Source organism: Microbacterium sp. GW821-FHT01D02, assembly GCF_059422585.1.
The window spans coordinates 227,556-241,438 of the sequence record NZ_JBWKXB010000003.1; the positions used below are offsets into that span (position 1 = coordinate 227,556).

A 13,883-nucleotide genomic window follows, 5' to 3' on the forward strand; every position below is an offset into this window, starting at 1 on the left:
ACCCCCCGTCACACGTCGAAGGCGGCGGGCAGACCGCCGACCCCGGACCGATGATCGGTCGCAGCGAAGACCCGAATCCGCTGCGAAACGAGGTCTTCACCCGAGTGTTCGATGAGCACTGGGCAGCAGTGCGACACCACATCGAGGGTGTCGTCGCCGCCGAGGAGGAAGTGACCGAGCTCGTCTCGGAGGTCTTCCTCTTCGCATGGTCGCGGCTCCGGCCCGCCCGGCCCCCGGGGCGCGTCTGGCTGCTCCGCGCCGCGGACCGGCGTCTGCGCACCCGACCCGGCCGTGTCTCGACCCCGCACAGTGCGCTGGATGCCGTGCACACCGGGCTGTGCGGTGACGACGGCGTCCCCGGTCTCGTCGATCGTGTCGAAGTCGTGAGGGCTTTGGGTGTCCTCACTCCGCCCCAACGGCGTATCATCATGCTCACGTACTGGGATGGACTCGCGGTGGGGGAGATCGCGGAGCTGTTGCGCGCTTCTGAGTCCCGAGTGCGGAAGACGCTGAGCCGAGCGCAGGAACGCCTGCGTGCGGAGCTGGGCCTGGAGGGGCTGATAACGGGTGATGACTGACAACGCCGTGCTCGAGCGGCTGCTGAGCGACGCCGATCCTGCGACGACGCCGAGGGACGCACTGCCAGATGCTCGCGCCCTCGCGACCAGGGATCGCATCCTCCGCTCGAACGGCGTACGCAAGCGGCGCCGCAGCCTGGCACTGGGCTGGGCATCGGGTCTCACCGCCATCGCCGCCTCCACGGCACTGGCCTTCGCCGTGCTCTCTCCGCAGGGCGCCGCCGTCGCTGGCACGCCGGCACCGCTCGACTTCTCCGGCGCGAACACGGTCGCCCAGATCGTCGACGACGCCAGTGCGGCGCTCACCGAGGTTCCCGGTCCGACGGCACCGGCCCGTACCGTCCGGACGGCATCGTGGGGGTTCTCGGTCGACGTCGACGAGAAGACCAGCACGGTCGTGCCGCAGCTGTCGACGCTGACCTGGGAGCCCGACGGGTCCGGACGCATGACGATCGTCGCCGGCGTTCCGTACGATCCGTCCGACGCGGTGGCCAGCAACGCCGCCGAGGTCACCAGCAGCGGGAAGGTCGTCACCGATCTGGTGATGGCACCGGGCGACTTCGAGACCCCGTGGACGGACGTGCCGGGGGAGACGCGCGACGACATGGTCGAGATGCTCCGTGCGTTCGGGATGCCGGAAGACCCGACGGCTTTCGAGGTGGGGGCGGCGATCACCTCGGTCCTCGACCAGTGGACGCTCACCGACACGCAGCACCACGAGCTGCTCCTCCTGCTGCAGGAGGCGGGCGGTGGGGATGCCCTCGGCACGACGACCGATCGGCTCGGACGCTCGGTGACGGGTATCCGTGTCGCGTCGCCGGACGGCGCCGTGAGCGACCTGATCCTGGTGTCCCGCGACACCGGTCGGATCGTCGGGGTCGAGCGCACCGTCCTGGTCGCGGATGAGATCTTCCCCGCGGGCGCGATCATCTCGTACCAGATGTGGGATCTCGACGAGGAGACGATCGGATGAAGCGAGTCGCCCCCCTCGGCGCGATCCTGCTCGGGCTCGTGATCGCCCTGGGCGCGACTCCCGCCTACGCGGCGGATTCCGGCGGTCGTGCGGTCGACCCTCAGGTCACGGCCATGCTGGAGGAGGTACCGGGCGGAATCGTCATCGATGCGACCCATGCGGTGTGGCCCGAACTGGACATGGAACTGAGCGTCCCCTCCGCGTCGGGGATCAGTGCGCGGTCGGTCGGTGCCTGTGCGACCGGCAAGTTCTGCGCCTTCAACGCCTCCTCGATCGGCGGGAGCGTCCTCTCGTTCAGCACCTGCGGCGTCAACGCGATCCCGTCGAGCTTCTCGGTGAAGTCGGTCGCGAACGCGCGCACCTCGGGGTCGCTGCAGGCGCGCAACGGCACGACCGTCCTCAAGACGGTGAGCGCCGGGAGCTGGTCGAACGTCACCGGCACGGTCACCAACCTCCGCTGCCTGCTCTGAGGATCGGCCCCCGCGAACATGTCGAAGCAGTGGATCGCCACCGCCTGGGGCGCACCGGAGTCGTGGGAGCTCGTCGAGCGCGGGGTCGCGGCACCCGGCGTGGGTGAGGTCACGATCCGCGTGCACGCCGCGGGCGTGAACCCGGCGGATGCGAAGCACGTCGCGTCCGCCCGCCCCGGTGTCGAGCTCCCCGTGCCGATCGGCTACGAGGTGTCCGGCGTGCTGACTGCGATCGGTCCCGACACGCGGATCGGCTCGGGCGAGGCGGTGCTCGACGCCGAGGTGGTCGCCTTCCGGATCCAGGGCGGCTATGCGACCGAGGTGACCGTGCCCGCCGAGAAGGTGTTCGCGAAGCCGACGACGCTCACCCACCCCGAGGCCGCGAACCTTCTGCTCGTCGGCACCACCGCCGCCGAGATGCTCGCGGTCACCGGAGCAGCGCCCGGGGAGACGATCCTGCTCCACGGTGCCTCGGGTGCGGTCGGCGTGAGCGTGCTCCAGCAGGCCCGCCTGCGCGGCATCCGGGTGATCGGCACCGCAGGGGAGCATCGACTCGACGAGGTCCGCAGGTTCGGGGGCATCCCGGTGACGTATGGAGCCGGGCTCGCCGATCGGGTGCGGGAGGTCGCGGACGCGCCGATCGCCGCCGCCCTCGACGCGGTCGGCACGGACGAGGCCGTGGACGTGTCTCTCGAGCTCGTCGCCGACCGCCGCTGCATCGTCACCATCGCCGCACCCGCCCGTGCGCAGGCCGCGGGCTTCCTCGCGATCGCGGGATCGATGCCGGACAGCGCCCGGTTCCGCGACGAGGTGCGCGGCGAGCTGATCGCGCTGGCGCAGAACGGCGATCTCATGGTCCCGCTCGCGCGCACCTTCCCGCTCGCCCAGGCGCCGGACGCCCATCGCCTCCTGGCGACCGGCCACCCGGGCGGCAAGCTGGCGCTGATCCCGTAGATCAGTCGATCTCGCCCAGGGACGAGGTCACGAACACGACGTCCTCGCCGTACTCGGCGTCCACGGCGTCCTGGAGCGTCCCGTCGTCCCAGACGACCTGCAGCCAGACGTATCCGCGGTCGGTGCCGACCGAGAGCGCCGACGGCCCGAGGCGTGCGGCGATGTCGTCCTGCACGCGGGTGAGCTCGGTGTCGGTCGTGGTCCCGTCGACGCCGCCCGTCGGGTCCTCCGTCGCCACCGGGTCGAACAGGGCGAGCATGATCGGCGGGTCGGTGTTCGTGAGGCGTTCACCGTCGTACGTCGCGTAGACGGCGTAGGCGCCCCACGTGGTGTCGCCGCTGCTCTCACTTCCGTCCACGCCCTCCCACGTCCAGTCGTCGAGCGGCACGCCGCTGCACTGGGGCGGGTACGACTCCGCGACGGCGCCGAGGCACAGCTGGACATCGCCGCCGACGTCCAGCACCGTGCCGACACCGATCACGCGCCCGTCGGGGAGATCGGGGTGCGCTTCCTCCAGGCGCTGATCGGAGGGAACGCTCGTGCTCGTCGGTGCCGCGGAGCTTCCGGGACCGGTCGCACAGGCGCTGAGGAACAGGAGTCCGACGGCGGATGCCGCGGCGAGGGCGAGGCGACGCTGCGATGTGCTCATACCGAGAAGTGTCGCCTGCGCCGGGATCGTCTCAGGACCGGCGGAATCCGGCGTCGCATCCCTGCTACCATGACGACATGCCTTTCGGCGGTCTGCTTCTTCTTAGCTGCCGCGACGAGTCCTAAAGCTAGGGCCTTCCTCGTCGCGGCGCTTGTGTTGGCCCGTTCATCTTGACGAAGAGAAGAAGCCCCATCATGCAGAACACTCAGCGCCCGTCCGCGATGCCGATCCACAAGTACCGGCCGTTCCACGAGCAGATCAACGTCCACCTGCCTGACCGCACCTGGCCGGATGCCCGCATCACCGAGGCCCCGCGCTGGTGCGCCGTCGATCTCCGCGACGGCAACCAGGCTCTCATCGACCCGATGTCGCCCGAGCGCAAGCGCGTCATGTTCGAGCTGCTCGTCAGCATGGGCTACAAGGAGATCGAGGTCGGCTTCCCGTCGGCGAGCCAGACGGACTTCGACTTCGTCCGCCAGCTCATCGAAGAGAACCTCATCCCGGACGACGTCACGATCCAGGTGCTGACTCAGGCGCGCGAGCACCTCATCGCCCGCACCTACGAGTCGATCGCGGGCGCCAAGCAGGCCATCGTGCACCTGTACAACTCGACCAGCGTGCTGCAGCGCGAGGTCGTGTTCCGCACCGACAAGCAGGGCATCATCGACATCGCGCTCGAGGGTGCACGGCTGTGCCGCCAGTTCGAGAAGACGATTCCGGACACGAAGGTCTACTACGAGTACTCGCCCGAGAGCTACACGGGTACCGAGCTCGAGTTCGCCCTCGACATCTGCAACCAGGTCATCGAGGTGTTCGAGCCCACGCCCGACCGCAAGGTGATCATCAACCTGCCCGCGACCGTCGAGATGGCCTCTCCGAACGTCTACGCCGATTCGATCGAGTGGATGAGCCGCAATCTCGCCCACCGCGAGAACATCATCCTGTCGCTGCACCCGCACAACGACCGCGGCACGGCGATCGCCGCCGCGGAGCTCGGCTACATGGCCGGTGCCGACCGCATCGAGGGGTGCCTGTTCGGCAACGGCGAGCGCACCGGCAACGTCGACATCGTGGCGCTGGGCATCAACCTCTTCACGCAGGGCATCGACCCGCAGATCGACTTCAGCGACATCGACCAGGTCAAGCGCACGGTCGAGTACTGCAACCAGCTGCCGGTGCCCGAGCGCAGCCCGTGGGCGGGCGACCTGGTCTTCACCGCGTTCAGCGGTTCGCACCAGGATGCGATCAAGAAGGGCTTCGAGGCCATGGAGGCCCGAGCGGCCGCCGAGGGCGTCACGGTCGACGAGATCGAGTGGGCGGTGCCCTACCTGCCCGTCGACCCGAAGGACCTCGGCCGTTCCTACGAGGCCGTCATCCGCGTCAACTCGCAGTCGGGCAAGGGCGGCGTCGCCTACCTGCTGAAGTCGGACCACGCGATCGACCTGCCGCGCAAGCTGCAGATCGAGTTCTCGGGCGTGGTGCAGGCCAAGACGGATGCGGAGGGTGGCGAGGTCACCAGCGAGCAGATCTGGTCGATCTTCAACGACGAGTACCTGCCCGCGGACGACACCGCGGCGAAGTGGGGCCGGTTCGAGCTGCTCGCGACCCAGACCCGCAGCGACATGTCCGGAGACGTCGTGCTCGATGTCGTGCTGCGCGATGACGACCAGCAGGTCTCCGTGTCGGGCAACGGCAACGGGCCCGTGGCCGCGTTCGTCGAGGTCCTGCGCGGTCAGGGCTTCGACATCACCGTCTACGACTACGTCGAGCACGCTCTCAGCGCCGGGGGTGACGCGCAGGCGGCGGCGTACGTCGAGCTGCAGGTCGGCGACCAGCGGCTGTGGGGCGTCGGCATCGACGGCGACATCTCGACGGCGTCGCTCAAGGCCATCGTCTCGGGTGTGAACCGTTCGATCCGCACGCGCCAGCAGGAGCTGGCAGCCGTCTGAGCACGGGGCAGTCGACGAAGGCCGGGATCCTCGGGGAACCCGGCCTTCGTCGTCGGCGGCTTCAGAGGTCGGCGCTGGGCTTCACGATCGCGATGGCACCCGTCTCCGCGGCCACCTTGCGGCGGTAGATGCGGCGCTGCTCCGGCAGGGAGACGTCGAACGTGACGGCGAGGACCCGGATGACGGCCGTGACGGCGATGCCGATGACCGCGGCGAGCGTGATCGGCATCCCCAGGGCGACGGCGATCACGATGAACGTGCACCCCGCGCCGGCGGCGACCGCATAGAGCGAGCCGACGTGCATGATCGCGGTCGGCAATCCCATCAGCATGTCCCGGAGCACGCTGCCACCGACCGCCGCGCACACGCCGATGAAGACGGCGGGCACCTCGGGAATGCCGAAGGCGAGGGCCTTGCTGGTGCCGAACGCGCCGAACATGCCGATCACCACGGCGTCGAGGACCACGATCACCGTGTTCAGCCTGGTGAACAGTCCCGCGAGCAGCATGCCGAGCAGCGCTGCCCCACCCGCCGTGACCAGGTACCACTGGTTCTGGAGCGTCGCGGGCGTCTGTCCGAGCAGGATGTCGCGGATCAGACCGCCGCCCATGCCGATCATGATGCCGATGATCGCGACGCCGAGCCAGTCGAGGCGTCGCTGCCCCTGGAACCCCGACGCGAACATCGCGCCTTGCACGCCGCCGAGGCCGACGCCGAGCAGGTCCGCCCACAGCGGAATGGTGAAGAGCGGTTCGGTCACGCGTCCATTCTCGCGCACGGAGGATAATCGAAGGGTGCCCACCTATCGAGACGAAGCGGTGATCCTGCGCACCCACAAGCTCGGTGAGGCGGATCGCATCGTCATCATGCTCTCGCGACGCCACGGCAAGGTCCGCGCGGTGGCGAAGGGCGTACGCCGGACCTCGTCGAAGTTCGGCGCCCGGCTCGAGCCGTTCATGGTCGCCGACGTGCAGCTGTATCAGGGGCGCTCGCTCGACATCGTGCAGCAGGCCGAGTCGCTCGGCTCCTACGGCACGGACATCGCCGCGCACTACGAACGGTTCACCGCGGCCAACGCGATGGTCGAGACGGCCGACCGCCTGAGTGACTCCGAGGCGACTCCGGACCAGTACCTGCTGCTCGTCGGCGGACTGCGTGCGCTGTCGCGCGGAGAGCACGTCGCACGGAGCATCCTCGACTCCTACCTGCTGCGCGTGATGTCGCTCTCGGGATGGGCGCCCTCGCTGGATGAGTGCGCGCGCTGCGGCACCCCCGGACCGCACGCACGGTTCGTCGCGCAGCTGGGGGGACTGGTCTGCGGGAACTGCGCTCCGGCGGGAAGCCCCCGGGTCGCCGAGAAGACCCTGGCCCTGCTCCGTGCCCTGATCGCGGGGGAGTGGGACGTGATCGACGCGTCTTCGCCCGCCGACACCGCAGCCGCCTCGGGACTCGTCTCCGCCTACGCCCAATGGCACCTGGAGCGCGGCATCCGCTCGCTCGCCCACGTGTCCGACATCCCCACGGAAGGAGCACGGTGAGCCCCAAGCCGTATACCCACAAGGACGCCGTGGCCTATCGGCCGCTGGACTGGACCGGGGCGCACCCGCCCGCGTTCCCCGCGGTTCCCGCGCACGTCGCGATCGTGATGGACGGCAACGGCCGCTGGGCCAACCGTCGGGGCCTCAACCGCATCGAGGGGCACAAGGCCGGGGAGGAGGTGCTGCTCGACGTGGTCGCCGGGGCGATCCAGGCCGGCGTGAAGCACCTCTCCGTGTACGCGTTCTCCACCGAGAACTGGGCCCGCTCTCCCGAGGAGGTGCGCTTCCTCATGGGCTACAACCGCGACGTGCTGCACCGGCGCCGTGATCAGCTCAACGAGTGGGGCGTGCGGATCCGCTGGGCGGGACGCAAGCCCCGGCTGTGGGGCAGCGTCATCAAGGAGCTGCAGTACGCCGAGCAGCTCACGCGCGGCAACGACGTGCTCACCCTGACGATGTGCGTCAACTACGGCGGGCGGGTCGAGCTCGTCGATGCGATGCGGGCGATCGCGGAAGACGTCGCGGCCGGGCGGGTGAAGCCCAAGGCGATCACCGAGAAGATGATCCGTCGGAACCTGTACGTGCCCGACATGCCGGACGTCGACCTGTTCCTGCGCAGCTCGGGGGAGCAGCGCACCTCGAACTTCCTGCTGTGGGAATCGGCGTACGCCGAGATGGTGTTCCTGGACACGCTCTGGCCCGACTTCTCGCGCGAGGAGCTGTGGCGCGCGATCGGCATCTACCTGTCGCGCGACCGTCGCTTCGGCGGCGCGATCGACACCCCCGACGCCCCGGCCTGAGCGCGCAGCCAGCGCTCCGTCTCCCGGGGGTGACCCAGTCGGACGATCGTCAGGTGCGGGAAGCGCTCCTGCAGCTCGGGAAACCGCTCGGCCCAGTTGTGCAGGGTCGCGGTCTGCCACGCGAGGATGTTCCTCGCGGGATCGCGGATGAGGAGGTTCCACGGACCCTTCTCGCGGTTGCCGTTCCAGAGCTCGCGCCGCAGAATGCCGCGGGCGAGCGTGCGCCGGAGCAGCCGGCTGCGCACCACGGCGTAGGGGTAGTCCGACCGGGTGCGGCTCCCTCGGAATAGCTCATAGAACCATGCGGTTGGATGATGATGTGACTGAACCCATCTCCATCGACATCTGGTCCGACATCGCCTGCCCCTGGTGCTACATCGGCAAGCGCAACCTCGAGAAGGGTCTCGAAGCGGTCTCCGCCGATGAGGACGCACCGCAGGTCAACATCACCTTCCACTCGTTCGAGCTGTCGCCCGACACTCCCGTCGACTTCGACGGCGACGAGATCGACTTCCTCGCCGGACACAAGGGCATGCCCCGTGAGCAGGTCGAGCAGATGCTGTCGAACGTGACCGGCGTCGCCGCGAACGCGGGTCTCGAGTACCGTTTCGACCTGCTGCAGCACACCAACACCGTGAAGGCGCACGAGCTGCTGCACTTCGCGAAGGCCGAGGGGCTCCAGCACGAGCTGGAGGAGCGGCTCATGTCCGCCTACTTCACCGAGGGCAAGCACGTGGGTCGCATCGACGACCTCGTCGAGCTGGCGACCGAGGTCGGCCTCGACGCCGATCGCGCCCGCGCCGCGCTCGAGAGCGAGCAGTACCTTCCGGCCGTGCGTCAGGACCAGGCCCAGGCCCGCGCCTACGGGATCCAGGGCGTGCCGTTCTTCGTCGTCGACGGCCAGTACGGCATCAGCGGCGCGCAGCCGCCCGCGGCGTTCGAGAACGTGCTCCGCGACCTCTGGTCGAAGCGCGGAGAGGCCGAGTCGGAGGCCGCGGCGGTCTAGCGGGTCAGAGCCGCTTCGATCGCGCTGACGATCTCGGGGGCGTCCGGCTTCTGCTTCGGGCGGAAGCGCAGGACGTCTCCGTCCGGCAGCACGAGAAACTTCTCGAAGTTCCACTCGACGCGGCCGGCCTTGCCCCCGGCATCCGGAGTCTCCTTCAGCGTCTTGTAGAGCTCGGACGCGTTCTTGCCGTTGACCTTGACCTTGTCGTTGACGGGGAAAGTGACGCCGTAGGTCGTCGAGCAGAACTCGAGGATCTCGTCGACCGAACCCGGCTCCTGACCGAAGAACTGGTTGCACGGGAAGCCGATGACGGTGAAGCCGCGGTCGCCGTAGAGACGCTGCAATTCCTCGAGCTGCTCGTACTGCGGGGTGAGGCCGCACTTGGACGCGACGTTCACCACCAGCACGACGTCGGCACCGAGATCGTCGAGGGTCTTCTCCTCGCCCTGAGCGTCGGTGAACGGGATCGAACGGAGCGCAGAATCGGTCATATTCACAGCTTAGGTCGCAGCATCCCTCCTGGCTCCGCGTCTGGGAGAATAGAGGGGACATGACTCTCGCCACCGCCCCCGCCCGCCCCCTTCGCATCGGTCCGATCGATCTCGACGTGCCGGTCGTGCTCGCGCCCATGGCCGGCATCACCAACACCGCGTTCCGACGTCTGTGCCGCGAGTACGGCGCCGGGCTCTACGTGAGCGAGATGATCACCTCGCGCGCTCTGGTGGAGCGCAACGAGACGACCATGCGGCTGATCCGGCACCACGAGTCCGAGACCCCGCGGTCCATCCAGCTCTACGGAGTGGACCCGAAGACCATCGCCGAAGCCGTGCGCATCATCGTCGCCGAGGACCACGCCGACCACATCGACCTGAACTTCGGCTGCCCGGTGCCCAAGGTCACACGCCGGGGTGGGGGAGCCGCGCTTCCCTGGAAGTCGAAGCTCTTCGCCGACATCGTCGACCAGGCCGTGAAGGCCGCGGGCGACATCCCGCTCACGGTCAAGATGCGCAAGGGCATCGACAAGGACCACCTGACGTTCCTCGAGGCCGGTCGCGCAGCCGAGGACGCCGGGGCCGCCGCCGTCGCGCTGCATGCCCGGACGGCGGGCGAGTTCTACTCCGGGAACGCCGACTGGAACGCCATCGGCGAGCTCAAGCAGGCCGTCACGAGCATCCCCGTGCTGGGCAACGGCGACATCTGGTCGGCCGACGACGCGGTGCGCATGATGGAGCAGACCGACTGCGACGGCGTCGTGGTCGGACGGGGCTGCCTCGGGCGTCCGTGGCTGTTCGGCGAGCTCGCCACGGCATTCGGCGGCGAGGGCAAGACCGTCGACGCCACGCTCGGCTTCGTGGCGAACGCCTTCCGGCGTCACGCCGAGCTCCTCGTCGAGTTCTTCGAAGACGAGGACCGCGGATGCCGCGACGTCCGCAAGCACGTGTCCTGGTACTTCAAGGGGTACCCCGTCGGCGGCGACATCCGCACCGGCCTCGCCACCGCATCCAGCCTCGACGAGATCGACGACTTCCTCGGACGGCTCGATCACACCGCGCCGTACCCCGGTGCGGACGCCGAGGGCCAGCGCGGCCGCTCCGGACACCCGAAGCGGACGGCGCTTCCCGACAAGTGGCTGGAGTCGCGCGAACTCGCGCCCTCGGCCTCCGAGATGATGCGCGGAGCGGAGATCGAGAACAGTGGCGGTTGATCTTCCGGTCGGCCTGCGCGCCGACGGCTACGACGCGCGTGACGCCGAGCGCTTCTTCGCCGAGACCCATCGCTCCGAGCGCAACGACTTCGCCCGCGACCGCGCGCGCGTGCTGCACTCCGCCGCGCTGCGACGTCTCGCCGCGAAGACCCAGGTCCTGAGCCCGGCGAGCACGGCCGACTTCGCCCGCAACCGGCTGACCCACTCGCTCGAGGTCGCCCAGGTCGGGCGTGAGCTGGCGGTCGCGCTCGGCGTCTCCGGCGACGTGGTCGACACCGCCTGCCTGAGTCACGACCTGGGGCACCCGCCCTTCGGGCACAACGGTGAGCGCGCGCTCAACGAGTGGGCCGAGCCCATCGGCGGCTTCGAGGGCAACGCGCAGTCGCTGCGCATCCTCACCCGGCTCGAGGCGAAGGTGCTCGACGACGACGACCGCTCCGTCGGGCTCAACCTCACGCGCGCGAGCCTCGATGCCACGTGCAAGTACCCGTGGACGGTCGACAGCCCGGTGCCGGATCCCGGTGGGCGCCTGAAGTTCGGCGTCTACCCGGAAGACGAGGCCGTGTTCCGGTGGATGCGGGAAGGGGCGCCCGGGCGCCTGCGGTGCATCGAGGCCGAGATCATGGACCTCTCCGATGACATCGCGTACTCGGTCCACGACTTCGAGGATGCGATCGTCAACGGCTACGTCGACGTCGCGCAGCTCGCCGATCCGCAGCAGCATGACGCGCTCGTCGGGCGGATCCAGCAGTGGGTGGGATACGACTTCACCCGGGACGAGCTCGCCGACGCCCTGTACCGCCTGTCGTCGCAGCCGATGTGGCTCGCGTCGTTCGACCGCTCTCGTCAGGCCCTCGCCCGGCTGAAGAACCTGACGAGCGACCTGATCGGCCGCTTCGCCCGCGCCTCGGTCTCGGCGACGAAGGATGCCTACGGCACGACGGCGCTGGTGCGCTACAACGCGCACGTCATCGTGCCGCGCGTGATCGAGGTGGAGATCGCGGTCCTCAAGGGCATCATGGGCCAGGCCATCGTGACGATCGAGGCCCGAAAGGGCGTCTACAAGGAGCAGCGGCGGGTGCTGAAGCGGCTCGCCGATGCGCTCTGGTCGACCGACGCGCTGTGGTCGGCGGGCTCCGACGTGCTCGAGCCCGCGTTCGCGGCCGACTTCATCGCGGCCGAGGACGACGCCGAGCGTGCCCGGGTCGTGGTCGACCAGATCGCGAGCCTCACGGATCAGAGCGCGATCGACTGGCACAACCGTCTGGTCGGCGAGATCGATCCGGCCGAGGTCGGCATCTGGACGCCCCGCCATGCGCGACCCGGCGCTCGCGCGCACGCCGAGAGGCGGCCCATCGCCGAAGGGGCGCACTGATGCCGCGGATCCTGCAGGCCGACGTGGACGAGGTCAAGGCGCGGACGAACATCGCCGACATCATCGGGGAACGCGTCGCCCTCAAGTCGGCCGGCGTCGGATCCCTCAAGGGGCTCTGCCCCTTCCACGACGAGAAGAGCCCCAGCTTCCACGTGCGACAGCAGGTGGGGTACTACCACTGCTTCGGCTGCGGCGAATCGGGCGACGTCTACTCCTTCCTCCGCGAGATGGATCACGTCAGCTTCACGGAAGCGGTGGAGCGTCTCGCCGGACGCATCGGCTACACGCTGCACTACGAGGACGGGGGAGCGGCCCCCGAGACGAGCGGTCGTAGCCGCCTCTACGCCGCCAACACAGCGGCCGCGGAGTTCTTCCGGTCGCAGCTGCTCACGCCGGATGCGGAGGCGGGCAGACGCTTCCTCGGGGAGCGCGGCTTCGACGCCGGAGCGGCGGCGCACTTCGGGGTCGGCTTCGCGCCGCGCGGCTGGGACGGCATGCTCAAGGCTCTCACCGCGCAGGGCTTCACCCGCGAGGAGCTGAGCAACGCGGGGCTGGTGTCGACCGGCCAGCGCGGCGTCTACGACCGGTTCCGCGGGCGCCTGGTGTGGCCGATCCGCGACGTGTCCGGGCAGACCATCGGCTTCGGCGCTCGCAAGCTCTTCGACGACGACCAGGGGCCGAAGTACCTGAACACCCCGGAGACGCCGATCTACAAGAAGGCGCAGGTGCTCTACGGTCTCGATCTCGCCAAGCGCGACATCGCCCGTGGCGACCCTCGGCGCGTCGTGGTGGTCGAGGGGTACACCGACGTGATGGCCTGTCACCTCGCCGGTCTCACGACCGCGATCGCGACCTGTGGCACGGCATTCGGCACCGATCACATCAAGGTGCTGCGCCGGGTGATGGGCGATGACAACGCCTCGGGCGAGGTCGTCTTCACGTTCGACGGCGACGAGGCGGGGCAGAAAGCGGCGCTGCGGGCGTTCACGGAGGACGACCGATTCAACGCGCAGACCTTCGTCGCGGTCGCCCCCGACGGCCTCGACCCCTGCGATCTGCGTCTGCAGCGCGGAGACGCCGCAGTGCGAGGCCTCATGGAGACCAAGCAGCCGATGTTCGAGTTCGCGATCGATCGCAAGCTCGGCGGCTTCGACCTCGCCACCGTCGAGGGGCGCGTGGGAGCCCTCCGCGCCGCGGCTCCGATCGTCGCGGAGATCCGCGACCAGCTGCTGCGGCCGGGGTACGAGCGCGTGCTCGCGCGTCGTCTCGGCATGGACCCGACCGAGGTGCGCAGCGAGGTCGAGCGGGCGGCGCGCGGTGGATCCGCGCCGCAGCAGGCACGGCGTGAGGTCCCGCAGGTCGATCCCGCCACGGGTGCGCCCGTCATCGCCCCAGTGACGCTCGCGAGTCTCCCGCGCACGCCCGATGTCGCCGTCGAGCGGGATGCACTGATGGGAGCGCTGCAGTACGGGCATCAGGTGGATCAGGCGCTGCTGAACCGCGCGCTCGGAACGCCGTTCCGGACGCCGGGGCTGGATGCGGTGCGCGAAGCCGTCGCCGCTGCACCGGACCGCATCCGGGCCGGATGGGTGACCGAGGCGGTGAACGGCGTGCGCGAGCCCTACCGCTCCCTCGCCGGCGAGCTGCTCATGACGCCGTTCCCCGCTCGTGACGAGGAGCGTGCCGTCGCCACGGTCGCCGATCTCGCCCGCAGGCTGGTGCTTCGCCAGCTCGAGCACGAGAAGCAGGAGCTCCTCGGCGCGGTGCAGCGGGTGCCCGCGGACTCCGACGGAGGACGCGCGTTGCGGATGCGGCTCCGGGACATCGACGCGGAGCGTCAGCGCTTCGCCGAGTCGTAACCCCGACGCGGGTGGCGCAGAGGGCAG

The 13,883-nt window shown here is 69.5% G+C and carries 15 protein-coding genes; 11 read left to right on the forward strand and 4 right to left on the reverse strand.

Features of this window, described 5'->3' with window-relative positions; all coding sequences use genetic code 11:
- Positions 1–50 precede the first annotated feature (50 nt).
- From AC07VM_RS14590 to AC07VM_RS14605, 4 genes are read left to right on the forward strand one after another with little or no spacing between them, the layout of a single operon-like run.
- Positions 51–578, forward strand: coding sequence for an RNA polymerase sigma factor (locus AC07VM_RS14590; RefSeq protein ID WP_494911925.1), 528 nt, complete (start codon positions 51–53; stop codon positions 576–578).
- Positions 571–1,551, forward strand: a complete 981-nt coding sequence (locus tag AC07VM_RS14595; RefSeq protein WP_494911927.1) for a hypothetical protein — start codon at positions 571–573, stop codon at positions 1,549–1,551. Before AC07VM_RS14590 ends, AC07VM_RS14595 begins: the two co-directional genes overlap by 8 nt.
- Positions 1,548–2,021 (forward strand): hypothetical protein, encoded by a 474-nt coding sequence (locus AC07VM_RS14600; protein ID WP_494911928.1) that lies wholly within the window; start codon positions 1,548–1,550, stop codon positions 2,019–2,021. The genes AC07VM_RS14595 and AC07VM_RS14600 overlap by 4 nt, the downstream gene beginning before the upstream one ends.
- An 18-nt stretch (positions 2,022–2,039) precedes the next feature.
- The gene (locus tag AC07VM_RS14605; RefSeq protein WP_494911930.1) at positions 2,040–2,975 is read left to right on the forward strand and encodes an NADP-dependent oxidoreductase; all 936 of its coding nucleotides are present in this window, start codon (positions 2,040–2,042) and stop codon (positions 2,973–2,975) included.
- Position 2,976: 1 nt separating this feature from the next.
- Here the strand turns inward: AC07VM_RS14605 and AC07VM_RS14610 are convergent, their stop codons facing one another.
- Positions 2,977–3,624 (reverse strand): hypothetical protein, encoded by a 648-nt coding sequence (locus AC07VM_RS14610; protein ID WP_494911931.1) that lies wholly within the window; start codon positions 3,622–3,624, stop codon positions 2,977–2,979.
- A gap of 194 nt (positions 3,625–3,818) precedes the next feature.
- Between AC07VM_RS14610 and leuA the strand changes: the two genes are divergently transcribed.
- Positions 3,819–5,573 (forward strand): 2-isopropylmalate synthase, encoded by a 1,755-nt coding sequence (leuA, locus tag AC07VM_RS14615; protein ID WP_267414935.1) that lies wholly within the window; start codon positions 3,819–3,821, stop codon positions 5,571–5,573.
- Positions 5,574–5,634: 61 nt separating this feature from the next.
- On the opposite strand, the gene AC07VM_RS14620 is transcribed toward leuA, so the two are convergent.
- A complete protein-coding gene (locus AC07VM_RS14620; RefSeq protein WP_267414934.1) occupies positions 5,635–6,333 on the reverse strand; it encodes a trimeric intracellular cation channel family protein in 699 nt (232 codons plus the stop codon).
- Between the two features lie 34 nt (positions 6,334–6,367).
- On the opposite strand from AC07VM_RS14620, the gene recO reads away from it, so the two are divergent.
- A complete protein-coding gene (recO, locus tag AC07VM_RS14625; RefSeq protein WP_267414933.1) occupies positions 6,368–7,111 on the forward strand; it encodes a DNA repair protein RecO in 744 nt (247 codons plus the stop codon).
- Positions 7,108–7,911 carry an isoprenyl transferase gene (locus AC07VM_RS14630; protein ID WP_267414932.1) on the forward strand — a complete coding sequence of 268 codons (804 nt, stop codon included), beginning with the start codon at positions 7,108–7,110 and terminating at the stop codon, positions 7,909–7,911. The genes recO and AC07VM_RS14630 overlap by 4 nt, the downstream gene beginning before the upstream one ends.
- Here AC07VM_RS14630 and AC07VM_RS14635 read toward each other — a convergent pair.
- Positions 7,851–8,159, reverse strand: a complete 309-nt coding sequence (locus tag AC07VM_RS14635) for a hypothetical protein (protein ID WP_494911932.1) — start codon at positions 8,157–8,159, stop codon at positions 7,851–7,853. The genes AC07VM_RS14630 and AC07VM_RS14635 overlap by 61 nt on opposite strands.
- A 71-nt stretch (positions 8,160–8,230) precedes the next feature.
- Here AC07VM_RS14635 and AC07VM_RS14640 point away from each other — a divergent pair, with 71 nt between their 5' ends.
- The gene (locus tag AC07VM_RS14640; RefSeq protein WP_267414930.1) at positions 8,231–8,917 is read left to right on the forward strand and encodes a DsbA family oxidoreductase; all 687 of its coding nucleotides are present in this window, start codon (positions 8,231–8,233) and stop codon (positions 8,915–8,917) included.
- Here AC07VM_RS14640 and AC07VM_RS14645 read toward each other — a convergent pair.
- Positions 8,914–9,408: a glutathione peroxidase gene (locus AC07VM_RS14645; RefSeq protein WP_494911934.1), complete on the reverse strand. Its 495-nt coding sequence runs from the start codon at positions 9,406–9,408 to the stop codon at positions 8,914–8,916. The two genes, AC07VM_RS14640 and AC07VM_RS14645, sit on opposite strands and share 4 nt — an antisense overlap.
- 59 nt (positions 9,409–9,467) lie before the next feature.
- On the opposite strand from AC07VM_RS14645, the gene dusB reads away from it, so the two are divergent.
- From dusB to dnaG, 3 genes are read left to right on the forward strand one after another with little or no spacing between them, the layout of a single operon-like run.
- Positions 9,468–10,622, forward strand: a complete 1,155-nt coding sequence (dusB, locus tag AC07VM_RS14650; RefSeq protein WP_267414928.1) for a tRNA dihydrouridine synthase DusB — start codon at positions 9,468–9,470, stop codon at positions 10,620–10,622.
- Complete coding sequence (locus AC07VM_RS14655; protein ID WP_494911936.1) at positions 10,612–11,997, forward strand: deoxyguanosinetriphosphate triphosphohydrolase; 1,386 nt, start codon at positions 10,612–10,614, stop codon at positions 11,995–11,997. The genes dusB and AC07VM_RS14655 overlap by 11 nt, the downstream gene beginning before the upstream one ends.
- Positions 11,997–13,856 (forward strand): DNA primase, encoded by a 1,860-nt coding sequence (gene dnaG / locus AC07VM_RS14660; protein ID WP_494911938.1) that lies wholly within the window; start codon positions 11,997–11,999, stop codon positions 13,854–13,856. Before AC07VM_RS14655 ends, dnaG begins: the two co-directional genes overlap by 1 nt.
- Positions 13,857–13,883 lie beyond the last annotated feature (27 nt).

What these genes read in the sequence shown, in the direction of transcription:
- dusB (WP_267414928.1), top strand. Translation starts at nt 9,468, where the DNA reads ATGACTCTCGCCACCGCCCCCGCCCGCCCCCTTCGCATCGGTCCGATC.
- AC07VM_RS14595 (WP_494911927.1), top strand. Translation starts at nt 571, where the DNA reads ATGACTGACAACGCCGTGCTCGAGCGGCTGCTGAGCGACGCCGATCCT.
- AC07VM_RS14600 (WP_494911928.1), top strand. Translation starts at nt 1,548, where the DNA reads ATGAAGCGAGTCGCCCCCCTCGGCGCGATCCTGCTCGGGCTCGTGATC.
- leuA (WP_267414935.1), top strand. Translation starts at nt 3,819, where the DNA reads ATGCAGAACACTCAGCGCCCGTCCGCGATGCCGATCCACAAGTACCGG.
- AC07VM_RS14645 (WP_494911934.1), bottom strand. Translation starts at nt 9,408, where the DNA reads ATGACCGATTCTGCGCTCCGTTCGATCCCGTTCACCGACGCTCAGGGC.
- dnaG (WP_494911938.1), top strand. Translation starts at nt 11,997, where the DNA reads ATGCCGCGGATCCTGCAGGCCGACGTGGACGAGGTCAAGGCGCGGACG.
- AC07VM_RS14590 (WP_494911925.1), top strand. Translation starts at nt 51, where the DNA reads ATGATCGGTCGCAGCGAAGACCCGAATCCGCTGCGAAACGAGGTCTTC.
- AC07VM_RS14605 (WP_494911930.1), top strand. Translation starts at nt 2,040, where the DNA reads ATGTCGAAGCAGTGGATCGCCACCGCCTGGGGCGCACCGGAGTCGTGG.
- AC07VM_RS14610 (WP_494911931.1), bottom strand. Translation starts at nt 3,624, where the DNA reads ATGAGCACATCGCAGCGTCGCCTCGCCCTCGCCGCGGCATCCGCCGTC.